Annotated in this window: 24 protein-coding genes; 11 read left to right on the top strand and 13 right to left on the bottom strand. The window is 72.6% G+C overall.

The window, feature by feature from the left end:
• Positions 1 to 14: 14 nt before the first annotated feature.
• The 4 genes from O7615_RS18165 to O7615_RS18150 form a co-directional block, all read right to left on the bottom strand.
• Complete coding sequence (locus O7615_RS18165; protein ID WP_278178885.1) at positions 15 to 524, bottom strand: hypothetical protein; 510 nt, start codon at positions 522 to 524, stop codon at positions 15 to 17.
• Between the two features lie 83 nt (positions 525 to 607).
• Complete coding sequence (locus O7615_RS18160) at positions 608 to 1,885, bottom strand: MFS transporter (RefSeq protein ID WP_278178884.1); 1,278 nt, start codon at positions 1,883 to 1,885, stop codon at positions 608 to 610.
• A gap of 79 nt (positions 1,886 to 1,964) precedes the next feature.
• A complete protein-coding gene (locus O7615_RS18155) occupies positions 1,965 to 2,414 on the bottom strand; it encodes a MarR family transcriptional regulator (protein WP_278178883.1) in 450 nt (149 codons plus the stop codon).
• A 130-nt stretch (positions 2,415 to 2,544) separates the two neighbouring features.
• Positions 2,545 to 4,023, bottom strand: a complete 1,479-nt coding sequence (locus O7615_RS18150) for an NCS2 family permease (protein WP_278178882.1) — start codon at positions 4,021 to 4,023, stop codon at positions 2,545 to 2,547.
• A 131-nt stretch (positions 4,024 to 4,154) separates the two neighbouring features.
• Here O7615_RS18150 and O7615_RS18145 point away from each other — a divergent pair, with 131 nt between their 5' ends.
• The gene (locus O7615_RS18145) at positions 4,155 to 4,355 is read left to right on the top strand and encodes a DUF2530 domain-containing protein (protein WP_278182133.1); all 201 of its coding nucleotides are present in this window, start codon (positions 4,155 to 4,157) and stop codon (positions 4,353 to 4,355) included.
• Between the two features lie 21 nt (positions 4,356 to 4,376).
• On the opposite strand, the gene O7615_RS18140 is transcribed toward O7615_RS18145, so the two are convergent.
• Positions 4,377 to 5,219, bottom strand: a complete 843-nt coding sequence (locus O7615_RS18140) for a DUF3027 domain-containing protein (protein WP_278178881.1) — start codon at positions 5,217 to 5,219, stop codon at positions 4,377 to 4,379.
• 87 nt (positions 5,220 to 5,306) lie between these two features.
• On the opposite strand from O7615_RS18140, the gene O7615_RS18135 reads away from it, so the two are divergent.
• Entirely contained in the window at positions 5,307 to 6,974 is a 1,668-nt protein-coding gene (locus O7615_RS18135; protein ID WP_278178880.1) for an MFS transporter, read from the top strand.
• Positions 6,971 to 7,621 carry a futalosine hydrolase gene (locus tag O7615_RS18130; protein WP_278178879.1) on the top strand — a complete coding sequence of 217 codons (651 nt, stop codon included), beginning with the start codon at positions 6,971 to 6,973 and terminating at the stop codon, positions 7,619 to 7,621. The genes O7615_RS18135 and O7615_RS18130 overlap by 4 nt, the downstream gene beginning before the upstream one ends.
• Here O7615_RS18130 and O7615_RS18125 read toward each other — a convergent pair.
• A complete protein-coding gene (locus tag O7615_RS18125; protein WP_278178878.1) occupies positions 7,593 to 8,405 on the bottom strand; it encodes a GNAT family N-acetyltransferase in 813 nt (270 codons plus the stop codon). The genes O7615_RS18130 and O7615_RS18125 overlap by 29 nt on opposite strands.
• Before the next feature lie 670 nt (positions 8,406 to 9,075).
• Here O7615_RS18125 and O7615_RS18120 point away from each other — a divergent pair.
• Entirely contained in the window at positions 9,076 to 9,924 is an 849-nt protein-coding gene (locus O7615_RS18120) for a 1,4-dihydroxy-6-naphthoate synthase (protein ID WP_278178877.1), read from the top strand.
• Here O7615_RS18120 and O7615_RS18115 read toward each other — a convergent pair.
• Together O7615_RS18115 and O7615_RS18110 are read right to left on the bottom strand one after the other, a co-directional pair.
• Positions 9,885 to 10,271: a cold shock domain-containing protein gene (locus O7615_RS18115; RefSeq protein WP_278178876.1), complete on the bottom strand. Its 387-nt coding sequence runs from the start codon at positions 10,269 to 10,271 to the stop codon at positions 9,885 to 9,887. The two genes, O7615_RS18120 and O7615_RS18115, sit on opposite strands and share 40 nt — an antisense overlap.
• Before the next feature lie 37 nt (positions 10,272 to 10,308).
• Complete coding sequence (locus O7615_RS18110) at positions 10,309 to 10,932, bottom strand: HAD family hydrolase (RefSeq protein WP_278178874.1); 624 nt, start codon at positions 10,930 to 10,932, stop codon at positions 10,309 to 10,311.
• Positions 10,933 to 11,015: 83 nt separating this feature from the next.
• On the opposite strand from O7615_RS18110, the gene O7615_RS18105 reads away from it, so the two are divergent.
• Entirely contained in the window at positions 11,016 to 13,490 is a 2,475-nt protein-coding gene (locus O7615_RS18105; RefSeq protein WP_278178873.1) for a helicase-associated domain-containing protein, read from the top strand.
• 5 nt (positions 13,491 to 13,495) lie between these two features.
• Here O7615_RS18105 and O7615_RS18100 read toward each other — a convergent pair whose 3' ends face one another.
• Positions 13,496 to 13,735, bottom strand: a complete 240-nt coding sequence (locus tag O7615_RS18100) for a hypothetical protein (RefSeq protein WP_278178872.1) — start codon at positions 13,733 to 13,735, stop codon at positions 13,496 to 13,498.
• Between the two features lie 476 nt (positions 13,736 to 14,211).
• Between O7615_RS18100 and O7615_RS18095 the strand changes: the two genes are divergently transcribed.
• Positions 14,212 to 15,891 (top strand): DNA repair helicase XPB, encoded by a 1,680-nt coding sequence (locus O7615_RS18095; RefSeq protein ID WP_278178871.1) that lies wholly within the window; start codon positions 14,212 to 14,214, stop codon positions 15,889 to 15,891.
• 21 nt (positions 15,892 to 15,912) lie between these two features.
• Here O7615_RS18095 and O7615_RS18090 read toward each other — a convergent pair whose 3' ends face one another.
• Entirely contained in the window at positions 15,913 to 16,680 is a 768-nt protein-coding gene (locus O7615_RS18090) for a TIGR03089 family protein (protein WP_278178870.1), read from the bottom strand.
• Between the two features lie 45 nt (positions 16,681 to 16,725).
• Positions 16,726 to 18,042: a hypothetical protein gene (locus O7615_RS18085; RefSeq protein ID WP_278178869.1), complete on the bottom strand. Its 1,317-nt coding sequence runs from the start codon at positions 18,040 to 18,042 to the stop codon at positions 16,726 to 16,728.
• A 169-nt stretch (positions 18,043 to 18,211) separates the two neighbouring features.
• Between O7615_RS18085 and O7615_RS18080 the strand changes: the two genes are divergently transcribed.
• Complete coding sequence (locus tag O7615_RS18080; protein WP_278178868.1) at positions 18,212 to 19,144, top strand: aminoglycoside phosphotransferase family protein; 933 nt, start codon at positions 18,212 to 18,214, stop codon at positions 19,142 to 19,144.
• A gap of 22 nt (positions 19,145 to 19,166) precedes the next feature.
• On the opposite strand, the gene ligD (O7615_RS18075) is transcribed toward O7615_RS18080, so the two are convergent.
• Both ligD (O7615_RS18075) and ligD (O7615_RS18070) read right to left on the bottom strand, forming a co-directional pair.
• Positions 19,167 to 20,078 (bottom strand): non-homologous end-joining DNA ligase, encoded by a 912-nt coding sequence (gene ligD / locus O7615_RS18075; protein WP_278178867.1) that lies wholly within the window; start codon positions 20,076 to 20,078, stop codon positions 19,167 to 19,169.
• The gene (gene ligD, locus O7615_RS18070) at positions 20,068 to 21,009 is read right to left on the bottom strand and encodes a non-homologous end-joining DNA ligase (protein ID WP_278178866.1); all 942 of its coding nucleotides are present in this window, start codon (positions 21,007 to 21,009) and stop codon (positions 20,068 to 20,070) included. The genes ligD (O7615_RS18075) and ligD (O7615_RS18070) overlap by 11 nt, the downstream gene beginning before the upstream one ends.
• An 87-nt stretch (positions 21,010 to 21,096) precedes the next feature.
• Here ligD (O7615_RS18070) and O7615_RS18065 point away from each other — a divergent pair, with 87 nt between their 5' ends.
• The 4 genes from O7615_RS18065 (at position 21,097) to O7615_RS18050 (ending at position 24,738) form a co-directional block, all read left to right on the top strand.
• On the top strand, positions 21,097 to 22,104 hold the full coding sequence (locus O7615_RS18065) for a Ku protein (RefSeq protein ID WP_278178865.1): 1,008 nt from the start codon (positions 21,097 to 21,099) through the stop codon (positions 22,102 to 22,104).
• A gap of 256 nt (positions 22,105 to 22,360) precedes the next feature.
• A complete protein-coding gene (locus tag O7615_RS18060) occupies positions 22,361 to 23,005 on the top strand; it encodes an FKBP-type peptidyl-prolyl cis-trans isomerase (protein ID WP_278178864.1) in 645 nt (214 codons plus the stop codon).
• A 178-nt stretch (positions 23,006 to 23,183) separates the two neighbouring features.
• Positions 23,184 to 24,029: a hypothetical protein gene (locus O7615_RS18055; protein WP_278182132.1), complete on the top strand. Its 846-nt coding sequence runs from the start codon at positions 23,184 to 23,186 to the stop codon at positions 24,027 to 24,029.
• 52 nt (positions 24,030 to 24,081) lie between these two features.
• The gene (locus tag O7615_RS18050; RefSeq protein WP_278178863.1) at positions 24,082 to 24,738 is read left to right on the top strand and encodes an HAD family phosphatase; all 657 of its coding nucleotides are present in this window, start codon (positions 24,082 to 24,084) and stop codon (positions 24,736 to 24,738) included.
• Positions 24,739 to 24,752 lie beyond the last annotated feature (14 nt).

Raw genomic sequence — 24,752 nt, 5'->3', positions numbered from 1 at the left:
CCACAGGGTCGCAGCTAGTGATGCCGCTCGTGTTGCCCGGGGCGGCTCGCCGGCAGCCGCAGGCCGGCGGCGTCCAGCTCGGCCTCGACCCGGATCCGCTCGATCTGCCGGTCGACCCCGGCCAGCTCGGCGAGATGCTCCGTGATGCCCAGCGCCCGGCAGGCCAGCCGGAGCCGGTCGTCGTACGCGTCGAGCACGCTGCTGTGCCACACGACCGCCCGGCGGGTGCCGTCGGCCCGTTCCCGGCGCAGGCAGCGCAGGTCGGCGGCGATCTGTTCCAGGGGCCGCCGGTCGACCCGGTCGAGTGCGCCGAGGTCGACCCGGCCCGCGACGGCGTCCGCGTCGACCGCCTCGTCCAGCCGGGCGATCAGGCGCCGCTCCCGGCGCCGCTCCCGCCATTCGCTGTAGCCGCAGGTCAGCCGGTCGACGATCTCGTCGGTGCAGACGACCAGCGCGATCAGCACCGGCAGGAACACCACGGCGGCCAGCGCCACGGCCAGGAGCAGTAAGCGTAGGACCTCCACCCACCGAAGCTATGCCGATGCCCAGCGTCACGTAACCGATTTTCCGGATCCGGACTCGGCAACCGGGACAGCCGGCCCCCGGCTCACACCTCGGTGACGTAGAAGCGGGGCAGCGGGAGCACCCGGAACCGCAGCCGGGCCCCGTCCCGGCGCAGTTGCCAGCCCAGCGCGAGCAACGCGGTGGTCAGGGAGAGCAGGCCACCGGCCCAGATGCTGGCGCCGGCACCGAAGGTCTCCGCGATCCAGCCGATGATCGGCGCGCCGACCGGGTTGGTCCCCAGGAACACCAGCACCCACAGCGCCATCACCCGTCCCCGGAACGCGGCATCGGTGCCGAGCTGGACCCGCTGGTTCGACGCCTGGGCGAAGTAGACCATGAAGAAACCGGTCGGCGGCAGCAGGACCAGGACCATCCAGTACTCGGGCGCCAGCCCGACGAGCGTGCCGAACACCGCCAGGGCGATCGCGGCACCGAGCACGAGCCAGACCGAGGGACGGCTGCGCCGCCCTGTCCCGGCCAGCGCACCGACCAGCGCCCCGGCCGCCAGGGTGGTGCTGAACAGACCGAACGAGGCGGCGCCGGTGTTGAACACGGTCTTCGCCAGGGCCGCCAGGGTGAGCTGGAAGTTGAACAGCGACATCCCGATCACCGACATCACCACCATCGGCAGCAGCAGGTCGGGACGGCGGGCGACGTAACGCAGGCCGTCGAGCACGGTCGCGGCGGCCCGCTCGTCGCGTGAGGGCAGCGGCTCCCGGTGTAGCTCGGCCGGGCGCATCCGGATCACCGTGACCAGGGGTGCGACCGAGCTGAGCGCGGTGACCAGGAAGACCGGGCCGACGTCGAAGGCGGCGATGGCGAGGCCCGCGACGGCCGGGCCGACGATCCGGGCCGAGTTGAACACGGCCGCGTTGAGCGAGAGCGCGTTGGGCAGCAGCGGCGTGCCGACCAGCTCGGAGATGAACGCCTGCCGTACCGGGGTTTCCATTGCGTTGGCCACACCGAGCAGGGCAGCGAAGACGAAGACATGCCAGAGCTGAACCAGGTCCGTGAGCACCAGCACGCTCATGGCCAGCGACAGCACCGTCCAGAAGGCGTTGGCGAGGAAGAGGAGCAACCGCTTGTCGTACCGGTCGGCGAGGCGACCGGAAATCAGCGTGAGCAGCAGGACTGGGGTGAACTGAAGCGCGACGACCACGCCGAGCGCGGTGGCCGAGTCGCCGGAAAGCTCGAGGACCAGCCAGTCCTGGGCGATGAACATCATCCAGACACCGATCAGCTTGACCAGTTGCCCGAATGCGAAGAGCCGGTAGTTACGGACCTGTAGGGACTGGAACATCGTGCTCAGCCTGGCCTGCACTCTTGGTGCGCCTCCTCGCGGTCGTACGCGTCGTCAACGACGGACGGCGCGGCGCGGGGCACACCAGGTGTGCGCGGCGTCAGGCGCGGGAGAGTCGCTGGAGGATCTCCGCGGCGTGGTGCAGGGTCTCCCGGTCGGCGTCGCTCAGCTCGGCCAGCCGGCGAGCCAGCCACTCGTCCCGGACTCGCTCGAACTGGTCGAGCACGGCCCGGCCTCCCTCGGTCGTCGCGAGGATGACCTGCCGGCCGTCGGTCGGGTGCGGGGTGCGCTGCACGAGGCCGCGCTCCTCCAGCTTCGCGACGATCTTGCTCATCGTCGGTGGCTGCACCCGTTCGACGTCGGCGAGCTCTCGCGGCGTGAGCGCACCCGCCAGCCGAAGACTGGTGAGCGCGCTCAGTTGGGTGACCGTGAGGTCACCGACCGGCCGGGCCTGGCGGACCCGCCGGTTCAGCCGGGTGATTGCATCACGCAACTGGAGGGCCAGCTGCGCCGGTGGCATGCTCTGAGCCGTCACCGTCCGCTCCGTCACGATAGTTAGCCTAACTAATGAGCTGACCGACCGCATCGAATATGACCATGCTCACCCCGGCGTTCCCCCTGCTCCGGGCCGTGCGTGCGGAGCGCGTCGCGCGGATCACACGCCCGGCCCGGGGCCGGCGTCAGAAGAGCAGCGCCTCAATCGGACCGCGCAGGAAGTACACCACGAACAGCGCCGCCACCGCGTACAGCAATGGGTGGATCTCCCGGTACTTGCCCTTGGCCAGCTTGACCACGACGTACACGATCAGGCCCGCGCCGATGCCGTTGGAGATCGAGTAGGTGAACGGCATGAGCACGATGGTGAGGAAGGCCGGGATGGCGATCTCGTAGTCGGACCAGTCGATGGTCCGCACCGCGGTCATCATCAGGAAGCCGACCACCACCAGCGCGACGGACGCCGCCTCGAACGGCACGACCACCACCAGCGGCGCCAGGAACATGGCCAGCAGGAACAGCGCCCCGGTGACCAGGTTGGCCACCCCGGTCCGGGCGCCCTCCGCCACACCGGCGGCACTTTCGATGTACGACGTGTTGCTGGAGACGCTGGCCGCACCACCGCTGGCCGCGGCGATCGAGTCGACCAGCAGGATCTCCCTGGTCCGCGGCGGCGTGCCCTGCTCGTCGAGCATGCCGCCCTCCTGACCGACGGCCACCATCGTGCCCATCGTGTCGAAGAAGTCGGTGATGAGCAGGGTGAAGATGAACATCAGCACGACCAGCCAGCTCGCCCGCTCCCACGAGCCCAGCACGTTGAACTTGCCGAGCAGGGAGAGATCCGGCACGTCGAACGGGTTGCTCGGCAGGGTCGGGACGTTCAGCGACCAACCCTTCGGGTTCGGCACGCCGTTGACGAAGGACGGGCCGATGTTGCCGAACGCCTCCACCACCATGGCCAGCGCCGTGGAGGCGAGGATGCCGACCAGGATCGCGCCCTTCACCCGGCGTACCACCAGCACCAGCGTCACCAGCAGGCCCACCACGAAGACCAGCATCGGCCAGCTGACCAGCTTGCCGCCGATGCCCAGGCCGACCGGGACGGTGGTGTTCGCGTCGTCCGGGATGCGCCGGACGAATCCGGCGTCCACCAGGCCGATGATGGTGAGAAACAGACCGATGCCGACGCCGATCGCCGTCTTCATCTGCGTCGGCACCGAGCGGAACACGGCGGTACGCAACCCCGTCAGCACCAGCACGGCGATGATCACGCCCTGGATCACCACCAGGCCCATCGCGTCGGCCCAGGTCATCTCCGGCGCGATCTCGTACGCCACCAGGGCGTTCACCCCGAGACCGGCGGCGACCGCCAGCGGGAACCGGCCGACCACGCCCATCAGGATGGTCATCACGCCGGCGACCAGGGCGGTGGCCGCCGCGATCGCCGGGATCGGCAGGGTGTTGCCGTCACCGTCGACGGCGCTGCCGAGGATGAGCGGGTTGAGCACCACGATGTACGCCATCGTGAAGAAGGTGGCCAATCCACCGCGTACCTCGCGGCTCAGCGTCGAGCCACGGGCCGAGATCTCGAAGTACCGGTCGAAACCGTTACGCGGCCGGCTGGGACCGGGTGGGGTGCCGTTGTCGGGCGGCGCTACTGCCATCAGGAACCTCACAGCGGATCATCGGGTTGTCGCGCGCATCGTCGCAGATGATTGGCCGGCGGGGAAGCGAAGTCGCGTACCCTGGCCGGGTGCCGACGCAACAGCCCCGCCCCGCGCCGCTCGACCCGCCGATGGTGCCGTTCGCGCTCGCCGGCATGGCGGCCTGGGCGGTCACCGGGCTGGTGCTGCTGCTCTTCCGCGACCGGCTCGCCGCCAGCGGCCACGAGAACTGGCTCTGGATCTGCCTGGCCGGTTTTCTGTGGGGCTTCCCCGGCCTGGCGGTGATGATGCGGCACGACGCGCACCGGCGTCGCCGCCGCGCCGCCGGTTGAGCGGTCGACGGCCCGCCGCGCTCAGGAGTGGGCGTACGGCTCCGCCGGCTCGCCTGGACCGACCGTGCCGGGCGCACGGCTGACCGGCATCGGCTCCACCGCGCTGTCGTCGTAGACGGTGGGCATCTCCTCCACCGCCGTCTCGGCCTCGACCAACGTCTCCGAGTGGGCGCCGCAGCCGTGGTCGGCGCTCACCACCCGACCGTCGTCGGGGGCGTAGAAGTTGCCGCACGCGCCAAAGCACTGCCGCAGGTTGCCCGCGAGTGGCAGGTAGAAGCCGCAGGTGCCACAGCGGGCGGTGGCGGGCGCGGCGGTCGAGATCGGCGCCGAGGGACCGTGATCGCCGTCATACCAGCGCTGGGCGGTCTCGATGCGCCCCTCCCGGGACATCACCCGGGACCGGCCGAGCCCCAGCTCCCAGGCGGTCTCCTCGACCGCCGGGTCGTCGGAGAGGAGGTAACCGGGCTGGAGCCGCTCGTCCTGCGACGGCGTCGGCAGCAGGTCACCCGGGCCCAGGTCACCCGGCTTGAGACGCTCCTGCCAGGGCAGCCAGCCCGGCGCGAGCAGCGCGTCCGGCCCGGGCAGCAGCACGGTCTCGCAGACCGTCACGGTGCGGCTACGCGGCACCCGCGTGACGGTGACCGCCCAACGCCACCCCCGGTAACCGGCCAGCCGGCACTCGAAGTAGTGCGTGACGAGTCGATCACCTTCGGCGACGACCTGCAGGTGGTCGCCGACGTCGTCGGGGCCCACTTCGGTGATGCCGGCGCGCGCCAGCTCGACGGCGGCGGCGGCGGCGCAGACCTGGTCAAGACGAGCGGCGCGGGCGGAGGCGGGCCTGGTCACCCGACCATTGTCCCCCATCGGCGGGGTCGGCTGTGAGGCACTCCCCAGAGGTGTTCTGCGGCGGTGACGCGGCATCCGTCGGGCCGATGGGTCAGGATGGGTGCCATGCCGCTGTTCTCCCGCTCCGAGCGGTCCCTCCTCGGGCGGACCGTCGGCACCGGCATCCGTGCCGTCCGGCTGCTGCTGCGCGGTTCACTCAGCAGCGGTCGCTGGGTGACCCGCAGTGCCGCCCGCGCCCGGACCAGGGGCGCCGGCGGTGAGACCGGCATGGTCCGCCTGTTCGACCTGCACGCGGTCTCCTGTGCCGGGGACACGCTGATCGCCATCGGCCTGGCCGGGACGATCTTCTTCAACGTGCCGCTCGGCGAGGCACGCAGCAAGGTGGCGATCTACCTGCTGGTGACCATGGTGCCGTTCGCCATGCTCGCCCCGGTGGTCGGGCCGCTGCTCGACCACTTCCGGCACGGCCGCCGGTACGCCCTGGCCACGACCATGCTGGGCCGGGCGTTCCTGGCCTGGCTGATCTCCGACTACATCCACGGCTTCGGGCTCTATCCGGCGGCCTTCGGCGTGCTGGCGCTCTCCCGGGCGTACGGAGTGGCCCGCTCCGCGGCGGTGCCCCGGCTGCTGCCGGAGGGGCTCGGCCTGTCCCAGGTCGGCGCCCGGGCCAGCGTCTACGGCACCGTCGCCGGGGCGCTGGTCGCCCCGATCGGCCTGGCCGCATTCTGGTTCGGGCCGCAGTGGCCGCTACGGGTGGCTTCGGTGATCTTCCTGATCGGCATGGTGATCTCCCTCCGGCTGCCACCGAAGGCCGACTCCGAACCGCCGGAGCGCGTCCCCCGCCTGCTCCGGGCGCTGCGACGCGGCACGGGCGAACGCCCGCTGGGCCGGGGCCGGCCCGCCGGGAGGCTGGTCATCTCGACCCTGATCGGCGCGGCCACACTGCGCGCGGTCTACGGCTTCCTGCTGCTGTTCCTGGCGTTCACCATCAAGGCCGGCGACCTGACCACGGTGGCGTTCGGGCGTGATCTCAGGGACGAGGCGGCACTCGGCCTGATCGGCGGGGCGCTGGCCGTCGGCACCTTCCTGGCCACCGCGATCGGCACCCGGCTGCACATCCACCGGCCGGCCGCCCTCCAGTCCAGCGGCATGGTCATCGTCGCCGGGGTGGCCGTGCTCACCGTGCTGAACTTCTCCCTGCCGATGGTCGCCCTGCTCTGCGTGGTCGCGGCCATGATGAGCGGCATCGCCAAGCTCGCCGTCGACGCCTCCATCCAGGAACGCATCCCGGAACGGCTGCGGGCGAGTTCCTTCGCCCACTCCGAGACGGTGCTGATGCTCGCCTTCGTGGCCGGTGGCGGGCTGGGGCTCGTACCTTTCAACGGCCGGATCGGCATCGCCGTCGCCGCCGGTGTCGGCGCGCTGGCCGCCGCCCGCGGCCTGGTGATGGCCCGGCGGCTGCGGGCCGAGAAGCTACGCGGACGACCGCTGACCGATGACGAACTGGCCACCGAGGAGCGGACGGCCGACGAGCGGACGGCCGACGAGCGGGTCGCCGACGAGCAGGCCGCCCGGGACCGGGCGGCCGTCGACACCGCCGAAGCCGCCGAGGCCGCCCCCACCTCCCCCGCGCCCTTCCAGAGCGGCTCGACGCCGGAGGAGCCCGGACTCGCACCGCCGGGTTTCCACATCTACCGCCCGTCGTCGGCGGTCACCGGTTCCGGTGGCGGCGACGACGAGACGCGGCGCAGCTCACCGGGTTCGATCACGTGACCGGTCTGCTCGTGGTGACCGCGGTTCCCGCGGAGGCGGAGGCGATCCAGGCCGGCCTCGCCGACCCGACCGTGGCGGTGGTACCGGTGGGCGTGGGTCCGGCCGTCGCGGGCGCGGCGACGGCCCGGTTGCTGGCGCTCGCCGAGGCCGCCGGCCGGCCGTATCGCGGGGTGGTCAGCGCCGGCGTGGCCGGCGGTTTCGCCGGCCGGGTGGCGGTCGGCGGCACCGTGCTCGGCACCCGGGCCGTCGCCGCCGACCTGGGCGCGGAGTCGCCCGACGGCTTCATCCCGCTCGACGAACTGGGCATGCCGCCCGAGCTGCTCGGCGGTGGAACGACCATCGACGCCGACCCCGGGCTGCTGGCCACCCTGCGCGCGGCGCTGCCGGCCGCCACCGTGGGATCGGTGCTGACTGTCAACACCGTGACCGGCACCGCCGCCAGCACCGAGGCGCTGGGCCGGCGCCACCCGGACGCGGTGGCCGAGGCGATGGAGGGGTACGGCGTTGCCGTCGCCGCCGGCCACGCCGGCGTACCCTTCGCCGAGCTGCGTACCGTCTCGAACCCGATCGGCCCCCGCGACCGCGACGCCTGGCGCATGCGTGACGCCCTCACCGCGCTCACCGCAGCCGCCGCCGCCCTCCGCTGACGCCCGCCGTCCCGCCGGAGTCGCCCGGCACCCGGGCGCCCGCGCCCGGTCGCTGCTGGTCGAGCCGCAGGGCGTACGGCCGACTCCATTCAATCGTGTAGCCGCCGGCCAGCAGGAAGTCGATGCCGCCGAACTCGGCCGTGGCACAGACCGTGCTCAGGCCGGCCCGGCGGGTCTCCTCAGCAAGCCGGGCCATCAACCGCCGCCCGATGCCCAGCAGCCGGAGGCCGGGCGCGACCAGCACACCGTCGAGCACCACCTCGCGCCGATCGCCCAGATCCTCGCCGAGCAGCAGATCAAGGCTGCGCTCATGGGCACGTAGCTCGCCGACCACGTCGCCGACCGCATCGCCGTCCGGTAGCTCGGCCAGCAGCCGCCAGCACCCGTCCGGCACGCCGTCCGTGACGCGACGGATCCGCACCGCGTCGCGGAGGCACGCCCGCAGTCGCCGCTCGTCCCGGCGGCCACGGTCGAGGTCGTAGGTCACCTCGGGGACCAGCAGCGGCCACCGATCGGGCGGCAGCGAGTACGAGTGCGCCCACCAGGCCCCCGGCCAGTCCTTCAGTGTCCGCACCTCCCGCACGTCCAGGTGCGCCGGGTAGCGACGACCGGCCCCGTCGCGACGGACGTCGTCGGGGGCGGCATCGACGGTCAGGACCCCCTTGTCTGGTACAGCTGCTTCGTCGGGAGCAGCTACCCGCAGCGCCCCGCCCGCCGCCCGGACCAGCCGCTGCACCGTCTGAAACTGGGGATCGGCGGACCGGCCCGACTCGATACGCGCCACGGTTGACTGCGGCACACCAGACCGCTTGGCAGCTCACGCTGGCTCAGGTCGGCCTGCCGTCGCAACGCCCGCAGCATCGGCCCCAGCTCAAGCAACCCACCCGCGCGATCCGCCATCCACCGATGCTCCCAACACCCTCGAAGGCCGCTCAACCCCGACCGCAAACCTGTGGATAACCCTGTGGACAACATGCGGCCCATCGAATGCCCGCTCGACCCGCGGCTGCCCTACCGGCCCTACCCGGACGGCCCTACCCGGACTGCCCCACCCGGCCTGCCCACCGGCGGCTGCCTGCCTGGTAACAGGGCCCGGTGGTCTGGTCTCTCCGCCGAGTCACTGCACTGGTTTGGTCCCTGTCGAGCTGAACCGTCTGCGCTATCGCAGCCGGCTCCCCCGGTTGCCACAGCGGCGCCGACAGCCGACAGGCAGGACAAGCGGGCCCACGCGCCGAACGCCCCGCTCCCAGCATCCGCATTCTCCAAAAACAGTCGCCACCTCACCGATCCGTCTACGCCCTCAGCTCGACAGGGCGCGCGCACCACACCCCGACACACGATCGCGCGGGCACGCCGACCACCACCCGCCAAGCCGTTCGGTCGGCGTGGGGCGGGAGCGGACGTGGCGCGGGTGGAGCGGGAGCGGGGCGGGCGGCGGGGTTACGGTGGGGGGCGTGGCGCTCTCGCTGGCGATCTCGCCCTGCCCCAACGACACGTTCGTCTTCCACGCCCTGGTGCACGGGCAGGTGCCCGGCGCGCCGCCGGTCGAGGTGACGTACGCCGACGTCGACGTCACCAACACCGCCGCCGAACGCGGCGCGTTCGACCTGGTGAAGGTGAGTTACGCGGCGCTGCCGTGGCTGCTGGAGGACTACCATCTGCTGCCCTGCGGGGGTGCCCTGGGCCGGGGATGCGGCCCGCTGGTGCTCACCCGGGCCGACCGCGGCGGCGGCCCGGAGCGCGCCGACCTCACCGGCGCCACCGTGGCGGTGCCCGGCGACCGGACCACGGCCTACCTGCTGTTCCGGCTCTGGGCGGCCGGCCGGACGCCGCGGCGCATCGAGGTGGTGCCGTTCCACGAGATCATGCCGGGTGTCGCCGCCGGTCGGTACGACGCCGGGCTGGTGATCCACGAGGCCCGGTTCACCTACCCACGGCACGGCCTCACCGCCGTGGTGGACCTGGGCGAGTGGTGGGAATCCGACACCGGCCTGCCGATCCCGCTCGGCGCCATCCTGGCCCGCCGTGGCGTGGTCGACCCGCAGGAGGCCGCCGGCTGGATCCGGGACTCCGTCCGGCGGGCCTGGGCCGATCCGGCGGCCAGTCGGGCGTACGTGCTGGCGCACGCCCAGGAGATGGAGCCCGACGTGGTGGACCGGCACATCGCTCTCTACGTCAACGAGTTCACCGCCGACCTCGGCGGTGCGGGGCTCGCTGCCGTCGAGGCACTGCTCGGCCGGGCCACCGACGCCGGGCTCGTGCCTCAGACCTCCAGCTCGCGGGCGACCGCGTGGACCAGCTGAGCGATCTTCTGCGCGGTCTTGCGATCCGGGAAGCGACCCCGGCGCAGGTCCGGCTGGACCTTCGCCTCCAGCACCTTGATCATGTCTTCGACCAGGCCGTGCAACTCCTCGGCCGGTCGCCGGCGCAGCTCCGCCACGGACGGCGGCGCGTCCAGGAGCTTCACCCCCATCGCCTGCGCACCCCGCCGACTGTCCACCACGCTGAAGTCGACCCGCTGGCCGCCCTTGAGATCGGTGACACCCGCCGGTAGCGCGCCCTTCGGCAGGAACACGTCGCCACCCTCGTCACTGGTGACGAACCCGTATCCCTTGGTCGCGTCGTACCACTTCACTCGACCCGTAGGCACCTGAGAACCCCTGCTTCGCTTGAGAGACTGTCGCCGTCTACTGCCTCAAGGCTAGCCGGATCATGCCGTCGAGCGCCGCCGGGAATCCGGTGAGATCCGCGAGTACCGTCGCCGCTCCGGCGGCCCGCAGTTCGTCGGCCGAACACGGGCCGGTGGCCACCGCGATGCCGGGCACCCCGGCCGCACCGGCGGCCACCATGTCCGCCACGTGATCTCCCACATAGTGGGTCGCGCCGTGGGCCCGCAGACCCGTCGCCTTCTCCTCGGCAAACAGGTCACCGGCCACCTCGTCCACCACCAGTCCCAGGTGGTCCAGGTGCAGCCGGGCCAGCCGGCCGTGCTTCGCCGTAACCACGAGCACCCGCCCGCCCCGCTCGCGCACCGCCTCGATGGCCGCCCGAGCTCCGGGCAGCGGCACCGCCGGCGTGATCGCGTACGCCGGGTAGAGCTCGCGGTAGATCCGGACCGTCTCCTCGACCTGCTCGGGCGGGAACCAGCGGGCGATCTCGACCCGCAGCGGCGGGCCGAGCCGGGACACGGCCGCCTCGGCGTCGATGGGTACGCCCGTCAGCTCGGTCAGCGCCCGGAAGGCCGCGGCGATGCCGGGGCGCGTGTCGAGCAGGGTCATGTCAAGATCGAACCCGACCGTCAGTGGAGGCATCCTGGAAAGCTACCCGGCCACCCGAGCCGGCTCGGTCGTCCGATGGGCGGAAGCAGGCCGGTGCGGGCTAGCGTGGAACGACGATGAGCACCTCACTCGCCGACCACCTGCGGTCGCTGCCCGACGAGTCCCTCGCCGCCCTTCTCCAGCTGCGGCCGGACCTCGTCGTGCCGGTCCCCGCCGACGTCGCCGCCCTCGCCATCCGGGCCCAGTCCCGCGTCTCGGTGTCGCGCGCGCTGGACGGGCTGGACCAGTTCACCCTCCAGATCATGGACGCGGCCCGGTTGACCCGTGACCCGGTCGACGGCACCACCTCGGTCGACGGGGTCCTCGCCATGGCCACCACCGGCCCTCACCCGCCCGCGCCGACCAGCATCCGCGCCGCCATCGACCGGCTACGCGCCCGCTTCCTGGTGTACGGCCCCGACAGCGCCCTGCACCTCGTCGGTGGCATCGACGAGATCTCCCCGTACCCGGCGGGGCTCGGCCGGCCGGCGACGGAGCTGGACGCGCGCACGGCCGCGCTCTGTGCGGACCCGGCGAAGCTGCGGCGGACGCTGCTCGCCGCGCCACCGTCGGCCCGGGCGATCCTGGATCGGCTGGCCGCCGGCCCGCCGGTCGGGAGCGTGCCCCCCGGCGCGCTGCAGGCTCCGGCGGTCGGCGCCGACGACGATCTACCCCCGGACGACACCAATGGCGGGGCACCGACCGGCTCCCCGGTCCGCTGGCTGGTCGACCACCGGCTGCTGGTGCGGGTCAGCGGCGGCAAGGGCGGCACCTCGGGCATGGTGGAGCTGCCCCGGGAGATCGGGCTGCTGCTGCGGCGCGACACCGGTCCGCTGGGCCCGCTGGACACCAGCCCACCCCCGGTGGCGGCCACGCCGCGCGAGCCGAAGGCCGCCGACTCCGCCGGGGCCGGGCAGACCATGGAGGTGGTACGCCACACCGAGGCGCTGCTGGAGCAGCTGGCCGCCGAGCCCGCGCCGGTGCTGCGCTCGGGTGGTCTCGGCGTCCGCGACCTGCGCCGGTTGGCGCGGGTCACCGGGCTGGACGAGTCGACGGCCGCGCTGCTGCTGGAGGTGGCGTACGCGGCCGGACTGACCGGTGAGATGGAGCTGCCCGGTGCCGCCGGCCGGTACGGCGCCGACCAGCAGGTGCTGCCCACCGCCGGGTACGAGATGTGGCGGGCCGGCTCGCTGGCCCAGCGTTGGGAGCAGCTGGCCCGCGCCTGGCTGACCATGACCCGCCAGGTCGGTCTGGTCGGCCAGCGCGACGACCGGGACCGGCCGATCACGGTGCTCTCTGCGGAGGCGGAGCGGGCCGGGGCGCCGGCCGCCCGGCGGGCGGTGCTCGGCGTACTCGCCGACCTGGAACCGGCCACCGCGCCCAGCGCCGACGAGGTGCTGGCGCTGCTCGACTGGCGGGCGCCGCGGCGCAGCCGTGGCCGCGAGACGGCCCACCGGGAGGTGCTGGCCGAGGCGGCCACGCTGGGCGTGACCGGGCTGGGGGCGCTCACCTCGTACGGGCGGCTCCTGCTGGCCGAGGCGACGGCCACCGAGGACCGGGAGGCGGACGACCCGCTCGGGCTCCGGGCCGACGCCGAGGACGGCGAGGCAGGCAGCGCGGTCCGGGCACTGGACACGTTGCTGCCCGCCCCGGTGGATCACTTCCTCGTCCAGGCCGACCTGACCGTGGTGGTACCCGGGCCACCGGAGCCGGCGCTCGCCGCCGAACTGGAGGTGCTCGCCGAGCCCGAGTCGGCCGGCGGGGCGAGCGTGCACCGGATCACCACGGCCAGCGTGCGCCGGGCGCTGGACGCCGGCTACTCCGCCGAGGACCTGCACGAACTGTTCCGGCGCCGGTCCCGCACGCCGGTGCCGCAGGGCCTGGCGTACCTGATCGACGACGTGGCCCGCAAGCACGGCGGGCTGCGGATCGGCTCCGCCGGGGCGTACCTGCGCAGCGACGACGAGGCGTTGCTGGCCGAGGTGCTGGCCGACCGGCGGGTGGAGGCGCTGGCGTTGCGGCGGCTCGCGCCGACGGTGTTGGTGACCCCGTACCAGGCCGGCCGGATGCTGAGCGTGCTGCGCGAGGCCGGCTACGCACCGGTGGCCGAGGACGCCAGCGGCTCGACGGTGCTGACCCGGCCGAAGCACCGCCGGGCGCCGGCCCGGGTGTCGGTGGCCACCCGCGCCCTCGATCCGCTCGCCACCCCGCGCCTGCCCCTGCCGCGCCTGCTCGGCGTGGTGGAGCAGATCCGCCGGGGTGACGCGGCGGCGCGGGCGGCCCGACGGGCACCGGCGGTGGTGCGGGGCGCCGCGCCCGACGGGCCCGTCCCCGCGCACAGTCACCGCGACGCGCTGGCGGTGTTGCAGCAGGCGGTACGCGACAAGGCGCTGGTCTGGGTCGGATACGTCGACGCGCACGGGGCGACCGCGTCCCGGCTGGTGCGGCCCGTCTCGCTGGGTGCGGGTTACCTGCGCGCGGAGGACGAGCGCACGGAGATGCTGCACACCTTCGCGCTGCACCGGATCACCGCAGCGGTGATCGAGAAGTAACGCGGTCAGCGCCGGCTGCGTCGCACCGACCCGACGATCGCCACGAGCAGCAGCAACGCGAACCCGGCCCCGGCGGCCTCGCCGACCGAGTCGATGAAGCCCTGTTGGAGCACGAGCCAGCCGAAGAGGAACCAGCCGAAGAGAACGACACCGAGGATCGCGTACGCGACCACGGTGGCCGTGGTGACGGGTTGGGACGCCCCGGCCTGCTCGCGCTCGGGGATCACGTTCCGGTCGACGGTCATGCGCCCTCCCCCGTACGGTCCGCCCTGGACGTCAAGAGTGTCACCCCGGACGGCTGTCGACCAGCACCATTGCGTACCGGTCCCGCCCGGCTCGTACCCGGGGATGGCCGGCCGCGAAACGATGGGAGGGGCGCCGGTGCGGCCCGGGCGCGCGCCGCTCGCCCCCGTTGGCGGTTTCCGCGATGACGGGAAGGGCCCCCGCTTCCTGGCCCGTCTCACCGCGGATCGAACGCGTACGCACCGGCGCCGACCGGCGTGACGACCGCGAGGGCGCCACGGCGGCTCACCCCGCCACCATCCGCGTCGCCCTCGACAACTCGTCCCCACAGCTAGACGTTCCGGAGTACCGGCGGGGTTGCGCGCGGTGAGCACTTTCTCGCCGCCCACCTGCGCGTGTAACACTGGTGGGTCGCCCTGAGGCAGGTCAGCTGCCTGCCTCGGCGGCCGGATCAGCCGTACGGAGGAGAGGATTCGGCGTGAGTGGTGGACCCCTTATCGTGCAGTCGGACAAGACACTGCTGCTGGAGATCGACCACCCCGACGCACAGGCCTGCCGGATGGCCATCGCGCCCTTCGCCGAGCTGGAGCGCTCGCCCGAGCACGTGCACACGTACCGGCTGACCCCGCTCGGGTTGTGGAACGCCCGCGCGGCCGGTCACGACGCCGAGGCCGTGGTCGACGCCCTGATCAAGTATTCCCGCTACCCGGTGCCGCACGCCCTGCTGGTGGACGTGGCCGAGACGATGGACCGGTACGGGCGGCTCCAGCTCGCCAACGACCCGGCGCACGGCCTGGTCCTGCGCGCCCTGGACCGGGTGGTGCTGGTCGAGGTGGCCAAGAGCAAGAAGCTCGCCGGGATGCTCGGCAGCCGGATCGACGACGACACCATCGCGGTGCACCCCTCCGAGCGGGGCCGGCTCAAGCAGGCCCTGCTCAAGCTCGGCTGGCCGGCGGAGGACCTGGCCGGATACGTCGACGGGGAGGCGCACCCGATCGAGCTGGCCGAGACCGGCAAGGAGGGCGGCCGCCCGTTCACCCTGCGGTCGTACCAGCGGGAGGCGGTCGAGGCGTTCTGGGCCGGCGGGTCGGGCGTGGTGGTGCTGCCCTGTGGCGCCGGTAAGACGCTGGTGGGCGCCGCGGCGATGGCCGAGGCGAAGGCGACCACGCTGATCCTGGTCACCAACACGGTCGCGGGCCGGCAGTGGAAGCGGGAGCTGATCGCCCGCACGTCGCTGACCGAGGCGGAGATCGGGGAGTACTCCGGCGAGCGCAAGGAGATCCGCCCGGTCACCATCGCCACGTACCAGGTGCTCACCTCGCGGCGCGGTGGCGCCTTCACCCACCTGGACCTCTTCGGTGCCCGCGACTGGGGCCTGGTCGTCTACGACGAGGTGCACCTGCTGCCCGCGCCGATCTTCCGGTTCACCGCGGACCTCCAGGCGCGCCGCCGACTCGGGCTGACCGCCACCCTGGTCCGCGAGGACGGCCGGGAGGGCGACGTGTTCAGCCTGATCGGCCCGAAGCGGTACGACGCGCCCTGGAAGGACATCGAGTCGCAGGGCTGGATCGCCCCGGCCGAGTGCACCGAGGTCAGGGTCACCCTGACCGACGCGGAGCGGATGGCGTACGCGACGGCGGAGGCCGAGGAGCGCTATCGGATGGCGGCCACCGCCCGCACCAAGCTGCCGGTGGTCAGGGCATTGCTCGACCGGCACCCGGGCGAGCAGACGCTGGTGATCGGCGCGTACATCGACCAGCTGCACCAGCTGGGCGAGTACCTGGACGCCCCGATCGTGCAGGGGTCCACGACGAACAAGGAGCGCGAGCGGCTGTTCGACGCGTTCCGCTCGGGTGAGATCCGCACGCTCGTGATCTCGAAGGTCGGCAACTTCTCCATCGACCTGCCCGAGGCGGCCGTGGCGATCCAGGTCTCCGGCACGTTCGGCTCCCGCCAGGAGGAGGCGCAACGGTTGGGCCGGGTGCTCCGCCCGAAGGCCGACGGCCGGCAGGCGCACTTCTACACGGTCGTCTCCCGGGACACCATCGACACCGAGTACGCCGCCCACCGCCAGCGCTTCCTCGCCGAGCAGGGGTACGCGTACACCATCGTCGACGCCGACGACGTCCTCGGCCCACCCCTACCCACCATCGACTGATGGGCGGAGGACGGGTCGGTCTCAGAGGACTCGGGTCACCTGTTCGGCGGCGATGAGCGCGTCCCGGTCGGCCGGGTCGAGGTTGGCGCAGAGCAGCACCGAGGCGCCGGCCGCCAGCGGGGCGAGCAGCCACTTCAGCGGCTGGTCGTGCTCGGCGACGTCGACCAGCAGGCGGTCACCGAGCCGCAGGTCGAGCTGCTCGGCCACGGCCTGCGCGACCGAACCCCACTCGGCGTAGCTGGTGCCGTCCGGACTGGCCGGGTCGTTCGCGTGCAGCATGGGGCGGTCGGCCGGGGCGCCGCCGTGCCGCAGCACCTCCACCGACCAGTCGAGCCAGCCGGCCGGCACGTCGGCCAGTGGCTCCGGCCCGGTGCGCTCCGGCCCGGTGCCGACGAGGTAGCGGTGCAGCCCGTCCGGCACGTCCTCCAGCCAGTCGTCGAGCCGCTCCGGGGTGACCAGGACCGCGTCGTACGGCCGGTCGCCGCCCGGCTCCAGCACCGGCAGCCCGGCGGTGGCGCGCGGCCGGAACGACACCGCCATCCCCACCGACCAGGCACCGAGCAACACCGCGGCGGTACGCCAGTGCGGCGGCAGCAGCACCGCCACCCGGCTGCCCGGCGCCAGCCCGCACTCGTCGCGCAGCAGGCCGGCGGCCCGTGCCGACCACTGGCCCAGCCCGGCGGCGGTCAGCTCGTGCCGCGCACCGGTGCGGTGGTCGAGATAGGTGAGCAGCGGTCGGTCCCGCTCGGCGAGGCCGACGACGGAGCGTACGAGCGGGGCAGCAGGCATAGGTAAGTCCTACTCCTGCTGCCCCGCCCGGTCCAGGCCGACCCCCTAGTTACGGAACCTGAAGTACTCCCAGTAGCTGTTGGTGGCCTTGTTCGCGGTGTTGCCGGCGAACTTGGCCCGCACCCGGTAGTTGACGCCGACCGTCCGCTTCCCCTTGTAGGTGTACTTGCCCTGGCTGGCGGAGTTCAGCTTGTGACACTTGCTGGTCGACACCGTGCGCCACTTGCCCGACGTGTACTTCTGCACCGTGTAGTACATGCAGACGCCCTTGGTCTCCGGTGACACCCAGCTCTTCGTCACCGGGTTGCTCTTCCGCTTGAAGACCCGGTACTTCCCCGACTTCGTGTAGGAGGGCGAGATCAATGCCACCGTCACGTTCGCCGGAGGCTTCACGACCGAGGTGACCGTGGCGGGGGCATGCCGGTGGTCGCCGGTGAACTTGGCGGTGAAGACGGTCCGCGTGGAGATCAGGTCGGTGGTCTTCAGGTTGCCGGACGAGTTCACGTAGCCGCACTTGAGGGTGCGCTGGCCCTCGCCGTGGGACTTCGCGTACAGGCAGACCTTCCGGTTGGTGTGGGTCTTGCCCAGGTACGCGGTCACCGTCACCTTCGGGGCCCACTTCTTCGGGTCCGCCTTGGTGGTCAGGCGCAGGGTGGTGGGATCGTGGGCGATGCTCACGACGGCCGACCGGGTCGACCCGGTGACGAAGTTGTCACCCACGAACGTCACCGTGTAGGTGTTGTTGCCGCCCACCGGCGGGGTGTCGCTGACGGAGAACGCGCCGGCCGAGGTGGCCGTGACCGCCGGCAGCTTGGTGCTACCGGCAGCGTCCTTGCGTACCACCTGCAGCGTCCACGGTGCCGGCACGGGCTTGCCGCTCAACGTCAACGTCCCGCGGAGGGTGAGCTTCGCGGCGCGCTTGCCGGTCGACGGCGCCGTCAGGGTCAGCTCGGACGTGGTGCCGTCCACCAGGACGGTGACCGACGTGCTGGCGGGCGCCTGCGACTCCGTGCCGGGGTAACGGAACGTGTAGATGTTGCTGCCGTGGTGGATCGGCGTGTCGGACAGGACGAAGTGACCCTCGGCATCGGTGGTCACGTCCGGCAGCGCATGCAGGCCCAGCGCGTCCTGTCGCGACACGTGCAGTGTCTGGGCGGACGACACCCCGCCGGGCAGAAACGCCAGCCATCCGTCGAACTCCACCGGCCCGCCCGGGCTCGTCGCCGGCCAGTTGAGGTCGATGAACGTGCTGGTCCCCGCGTACGGCGGCGGGACCGCCGCAGCGGGACCGGGTGATGCGACCCCGACCAGTGCGGCGCCGAGCACCGCGACCATGACACGCGCGATCAGCTTTCGTCGCACGGAACCCCCGAAGAATCAAGATCAGCTATTGGTGAACCTGAGAGACGTTAGGGCCACGGTCGCGGCGGGCCAAGGCCCGGAGGGCTCATGATCACCACCCTTTCGTACGAGCGGGTAGGTCCGCCAAAACCGTTTGCTGCCGGGCCGGCATCGGCAAAGAGTGGACGTCATGCCGTCGACCACCGAGGACTGTGCCCCACCGGCTCCCCTGGACGGCCGGTCCGGGATCGATGCCGCGCTGGTGAAGCGCCTGATCTCGGCGCAGTTCCCGCAGTGGCGCGACCTGTCGGTGACCCCGGTGGAGGTCGACGGGTGGGACAACCGGACGTACCGCCTCGGCGAGGGGATGACCGTACGCCTGCCCACCGCCCCCGGCTACGTCCCCGCCGTGACGAAGGAGAACGAGTGGCTGCCCCGGCTGGCACCGGAACTGCCGGTCGCCGTACCGCCGATCCTCGGACTGGGCGAGCCCGGCGAGGGCTACCCCTTCCCGTGGTCGGTGCGCGGCTGGCTGCCCGGCGAGACAGCCGACCGGGGGCGGGTGGACGACCTGGCACACTTCGCCGTCTCGGTGGCGGAGTTCCTCCGCGCCCTGCACCGCTGCGATACCACGGGCGGTCCGCTCGCCGGGGAACACAGCTTCCACCGGGGCAGCCCGCCGGCCCACTACGACGAGGAGACCCGCCGCTTCCTGGCCGCGCTGGCCGGGCACGTCGACGTGGGCCGGGCCGCCGCCGCGTGGGAGGCCGCCCTGACCGCCGAGTGGCGCGGGGAGCCGGTCTGGTTCCACGGTGACATCGCCGTCGGAAACCTGCTGGTCGCGGACGGGAAGCTGAGCGCCGTTATCGACTTCGGCACCTCCGGCGTCGGTGACCCGGCCTGCGACCTGGTGATCTCCTGGACGATGTTCGCCGGCGCCAGCCGGTACGCCTTCCGCGACGCGGTCGGCCAGGACGAGGGCACCTGGGCGCGGGCCCGGGGCTGGGCGCTGTGGAAGGCGCTGCTGGTGCTGGAGCAGAACCTCGGCACCGACCCCGAGTCGGTCGCCGCCAACCAGCGTGTGATCGCCGAGGTCCTCGACGATCACGACCGCCTCGGCTAGCCGCCGGGTTCAGAGGCTGTGCTTACTCCGGGAGTGCCGGGCCGGGGTCGAGGAGGGGAGCGAGCAGGTCGCCGTACTCCTCGATCCGGTCCAGCACCTCGCCGGCGGTGTAGGGCCGCGCCGACGGACGCCGGCCCGCCGCGCCCGCGGCGACCTCGTCCCAGGTCAGCGGCGCGGACACCGACGGCACCTGCTGGGCGCGCAGCGAGTACGGCGCCACCGTCGTCTTCGCCGCGCTGTTCTGGCTCCAGTCGATGAAGACCTTCCGGGGGCGCAGATTCTTCGCCATCCTCGACACGATCAGCTTCGGCTGGTCGCGTTCGAGTTCCTGGGCGATCCGCCGTGCGTAGTCCGCCACAAGATCGGCGGACTGGGTGCCGGAGATCGGGCAACAGAGCTGCATGCCCTTCTTGCCGGAGGTCTTCGGGTACGCGTCCAACCCGTCGGCGGCCAGCCGCTCGCGCAGCAGCAGCGCCACCTGGCAGCACTGCTTCAGCGACGCCGGGGCCCCCGGGTCCAGGTCGATCACCATCAGGTCGGGGTGCGCGCCGATCTTCCACTGCGGGGTGTGCAGTTCCAGGGCGGCGAGGTTGGCCAGCCAGACCAGGGTGGGCAGGTCGTCGGCGACCACGTAGTCGATGGTCTCCCGCCCCTTCGTGGAGCCGGGGGCCGGCAGGGTCTCGACGCGTACCCAGGACGGCGTGGCGGCGGGGCTGTTCTTCTCGAAGAACGAGCCGCCCTCGACGCCGTTGGGGTAGCGGATCCGGGTCAGCGCCCGGTCGTGCAGGTGCGGCAGCAGCACCGGCGCGACCCGGGTGTAGTAGTCGATCACCTCGCCCTTGGTGAAGCCGGCCGCCGGGTAGAGGACCTTGTCGAGGTTGGACAGTTCCAGCGTGCGGCCCTGCACCTCCACCGGGAACCGGTCAGCTGGCATCATCGACCTCCCCGGCCGGCTTGTCCGGCCGCAGACGCAGGATACGGGGGAACCGTAGCCGCCCGTCCGGGGTGCGCTGGCCGTACTTGACCTCCACCACCACCTGTGGGGTTACCCAGATCGCGCCCCGGGCATCCTCGCGGGGCACGTCGTCGCGGAACGGTGACGCGGCGGTGCGCAGCGGCTCCAGTTCGCGCAGCAGCTCCCGTTCGAGTGCCGCGCCGATCCCGCCACCGACCCGCCCCCGGTAGACGAGCCGCCCGCCACCGCCGGGCACCCCGACCAGCAGGCCGCCGATCCTCCGCGCGCCGGGCCGCCAGCCGCCGACCACGAAGTCACCGGTCACCTCCAGCTTGACCTTCACCCAGTCCGGCGAGCGCACCCCGGGTCGGTAGGCCGACCCGACCTGCTTGGCCAGCACCCCTTCGAGGCCGTGCTCACCGGCGGCCTGGTAGGTGGCCGGGCCGTCGAAGAAGACCGGCGGGACCGCCCACCGCGCCGCGCCCAGCCCCAGGCCGTCGAGGGCCTCCCGGCGCCGGGCGTACGGCCAGCCGGTGAGGTCCTCGCCGCGCAGCCGCAACAGGTCGAAGATCATGTACGTGACCGGGACGGTGGCCGCCAGCCGGGCCGCCTTCACGGGGTTCCGCACGTGCATCCGCTCGGCCAGGGCGGTGAACGACGGCCGGCCGGCCTGGTCGAAGAGGACCACCTCGCCGTCGAGCAGGGCGTCGTCGATCTGCTCGCCGAGCGGGATCAGCTCGGGGTAGGCGGTGGTGATCTCCACGCCGGAGCGGGCGTAGAGGTGCTGCCGTCCGGCGGCGATGTCGGCGAGCGCGCGTACGCCGTCCCACTTGAACTCGTACGCCCAGCCGGCGCCGGCCGGGAGCTGCCCGGTCATCGCGAGCATCGGCTTGAGCGGCGCGCCGGGCACGAATCGAACTGTAGTTGGCAACCGAACGTATCGCGTCCCGTTCCCGGTGATGCAAGCATGGTCGATACGGGTGGAAGGAGGCGCAGGATGCGGGCCATCTGGAAGGGAGCTGTGTCGTTCGGGCTGGTCTCGATCGCGGTCAAGCTCTACTCCGCTACGGAGGAGAAGGACATCCGGTTCCACCAGGTGCACCGGTCAGACGGCGGACGGATCCGGTACAAGCGCACCTGCCAGGTCTGCGGCGAGGAGGTCACCTACGACGACATCGCCAAGGGCTACGACATCGGCGGCGGGGAGATGGTCATCCTCACCGACGAGGACTTCGCCGACCTGCCGTTGAGCACCTCCCACGCGATCGACGTGCTGGAATTCGTCCCGGCCGAGCAGGTCGACCCGATCCTCTACAACAAGGCGTACTTCCTGGAGCCGGAAGGCACCGCGACAAAGCCGTACCTCCTGCTGCGGGACGCGCTCACCGATTCCGAGCGGGTGGCGATCGTCAAGGTGGCGCTGCGCCAGCGGGAGCAGCTGGCCACCCTCCGGGTCCGTGACGGCGTGCTGCTGTTGAACACGATGCTCTGGCCCGACGAGATCCGTAAGCCGGACTTCGGCTTCCTCGACGAGGACCTGAAGGTCCGCCCGCCGGAGCTGGCGATGGCCACCTCGCTGATCGACTCGATGGCCGGGGACTTCCACCCGGACGAGTTCACCGACGACTACCGTGCGGCGTTGCAGGAGGTCATCGACGCGAAGGTGGAGGGCCGCGAGGTGGTCCAGCCGGAGGAGGTCGAGGAGGCCCCGGCCGCCGCGGTGGACCTGATGGCGGCGCTCAAGGCATCCGTGGACCGGGCCCGCGCCGCCCGGGGCGAGGCACCCGCCGGTGGGGGCGCCGCCGAGCCGACCCCGATCTCGTCGGCCCGCTCGGCCCAGCAGAAGAAGGCGGCCCAGAAGAAGGCGGCCAAGGCCCCCGCGAAGAAGACCACCGCGAAGAAGGCCACCGCCGAGAAGAAGACCACCGCCAAGAAGGCCCAGCCCGCCAAGAAGACCGCCGAGAAGAAGCCCGCCAAGAAGACCACCCCCCGCAAGACCGCCTGACGACCCCACCCCCTGCCCCGGCCCCACCCCCCGACGCCCTGTCGATCATGCAGTCGTGGTCGTTCGGATGTCGGGATTGGGATGTTATGCCGCGACGGTAAGAGCAAGATCGGCGCGGTGTCGCGGTGGCGGGTGAGGACGGCGTGGGGTGGGCGGGTTTGTGGGGGTGCGGGAGGGGGTGGGTTACCGGGTAGCGTGTGTCGGCGACGGCGTCCGTGGGCGGACGCACCCACCTCTCAGTCAGGGAGTCGAGGACGTGAGCGAGCGCGCGGGCGGGCAGGAGAGCAAGGCAGGGCGGCGACTGGCCGAACAGCTGGCCGCCCAGAAGGCGGCCGAGGCCAAGCGCCGCAGGCAGGCCTGGGCGGGCGCGTTCGCCGGCGTCGCCGTGGTCGCGGTGCTGATCACCGTGTTCGTGATCGTCGGCCAGCGCGGCGACGACTCCCCCGAACAGGCCGCCGGCACCCCGTCCCCCTCGGCGGAGGTCCCGACCGATCCGGGCGCGCCGCCGGCCCCCCCGTTGCCGCAGGGGGCCGACCCGGCCCTGGGCAGCAAGCCGACCGTCGCCGCCGGTGAGGGCGAGCTGACCAAGCTCACCGTGACCCCGCTGATCGAGGGCACCGGGCCGAAGGTAGAGGCCGGCCAGTCGATCACCACGAACTACGTCGGCGTGTTCTTCGAGAACGGCGAGGAGTTCGACTCCTCCTGGGTGCGGGGACAGCCGGCCACCTTCCCGATCGGGGTCGGGCAGGTCATCGAGGGCTGGGACAAGGGCCTCGTCGGGGTGACCGTGGGCAGCCGGGTGCAGCTGGACATCCCCGCCGAGCAGGCGTACGGCGACGGGGAGGGCGGGCGGCCGGGTGGCCCGCTGCGCTTCGTGGTGGACATCCTCGCCGCCGAGTGAGTTCGGTCGCCCGACCGCCACGGAACATCGATGCCGTTGACCACAGATGGCTTCCGACCGGTCACCGACCGGCAGTAGGTTCGGCAGCGTCCCGGGCACCCTGCCCGGGACACTGGTCGGAGCGCACACGGAGGTGCACGTGACGGCAGTGGACGCCGACAGGCGGACCGCCCGGTCGATGTGGACGCACTACGAGCCGGTACACGCCGTCACCTACTTCCACCCGCGGGCTCGCGCCGCCTACGAGGCGGCCGGGCTGCGCGGCTACTGGCGGGGCTACTTCGCCGGACGGGCCGCTCCGCTCGGGCCGACCGGCCCGGCCCCGGTGATCGCCGCGTGCTACAGCTTCGCCCCGCACATGGTGACCCGCGCCCTGCCGGCGGTGTGGCAGCTGGCCACACCGGACCAGGCGCTGCGGTCCCGCCTGACGGGGGCGGTGCAGGCGCTCGCCGAGCTGACCTACGAGCTACCCGAGCGGCACCTCGCGGAGGCCGCCGAGCTGCTCGAGGCCGCGGCCGACAGCCTCGGGACGGGCACCGACGGGCTCGGGACCGCCGGTCGGGTGCTCGGCGCGGCCAACGCGGCCCTGCCGCGCGGCGAGTACCCGCTGGCCCGGCTCTGGCAGGCCGCCACCACGCTGCGCGAGCATCGCGGGGACGGCCACGTCGCGGCGCTGGTCGCCGCCGATCTCGACCCGGTGGAGACGCTGGCCTGGCGGGTCGCGGTCGACATGCCGCCGGCCAACCTGCTCGGTCGGGGCTGGTCGGAGCAGGAGTGGTCGCAGGCGCGCGAGCGGCTGGCCGACCGTGGCTGGCTGGACGCCGACGGCAAGCCGACCGAGCACGGGCGGGCGAAGTTCCAGGCGGTCGAGGACGCCACCGATCTCGCCGCCACGCGCCCCTGGCGGGCGCTGGGCGCCGAGCGGACCGAGCGGCTGCGCGAGTTGCTCGACCCGATCGCCCGCGCCGCCCACACGGTCATCCCCCCGGACAGCCCCATCGGCCTGCCGCCCCTGCAGAGTTGACCAGCAACCGGCGGGGATTCCGGCGGGGAACGGGTGGGGAAGGATGGGGAGTGTGACGGTGGATGCGGTGGTCTTCGACCTTGACGGCGTGATCGTGGATTCCGAGCCGGTCTGGGAGGAGGTCCGCCGGGCGTACGTGGCGACCCACGGCGGCACCTGGCAGGACGACACCCAGCGCCGGCTGATGGGGATGAGCACCGGCGAGTGGGCCCGGTACCTCAGCGGAGAGCTGGGGGTGCGGCGCACCGCCGAGCAGGTCGCCGCCGACGTGGTCGAGGAGATGACCCGGCGGTACGCGGCCCGCGTACCGGTGATCGACGGGTCCGACCAGGTGGTGCGCCGGCTGGCCGCGCGGTGGCCGCTGGGGCTGGCGAGTTCGTCGCCGAGCCGGCTGATCGCGGCGGCGCTGACCGCCACCGGCCTGACCGGCGAGTTCCGCACCACGCTGTCGACGGAGGAGACCGAGCGCGGCAAGCCGGCGCCGGACGTCTACCTCACCGTGGCCCGGCGGCTCGGCGTCGCACCGGCGCGCTGCGTGGCGGTGGAGGACTCCAGCAACGGGGTCCGGTCCGCGGCCGCCGCCGGCATGGCCGTGGTCGCGGTGCCGCACGGGTCGTACCCACTGGACCCGGACGCGCAGCGGTTGGCGGCGGCGGTGCTGGGTTCGATCGACGAGCTGACGCCGGAGGTCGTCGACCGGCTCGCCTGAACCGCTACCGGTCG

Source organism: Micromonospora sp. WMMD1082, assembly GCF_029626175.1.
Taxonomy (GTDB): domain Bacteria; phylum Actinomycetota; class Actinomycetes; order Mycobacteriales; family Micromonosporaceae; genus Micromonospora.
This window is presented reverse-complemented; position numbering and strand designations above follow the sequence as displayed.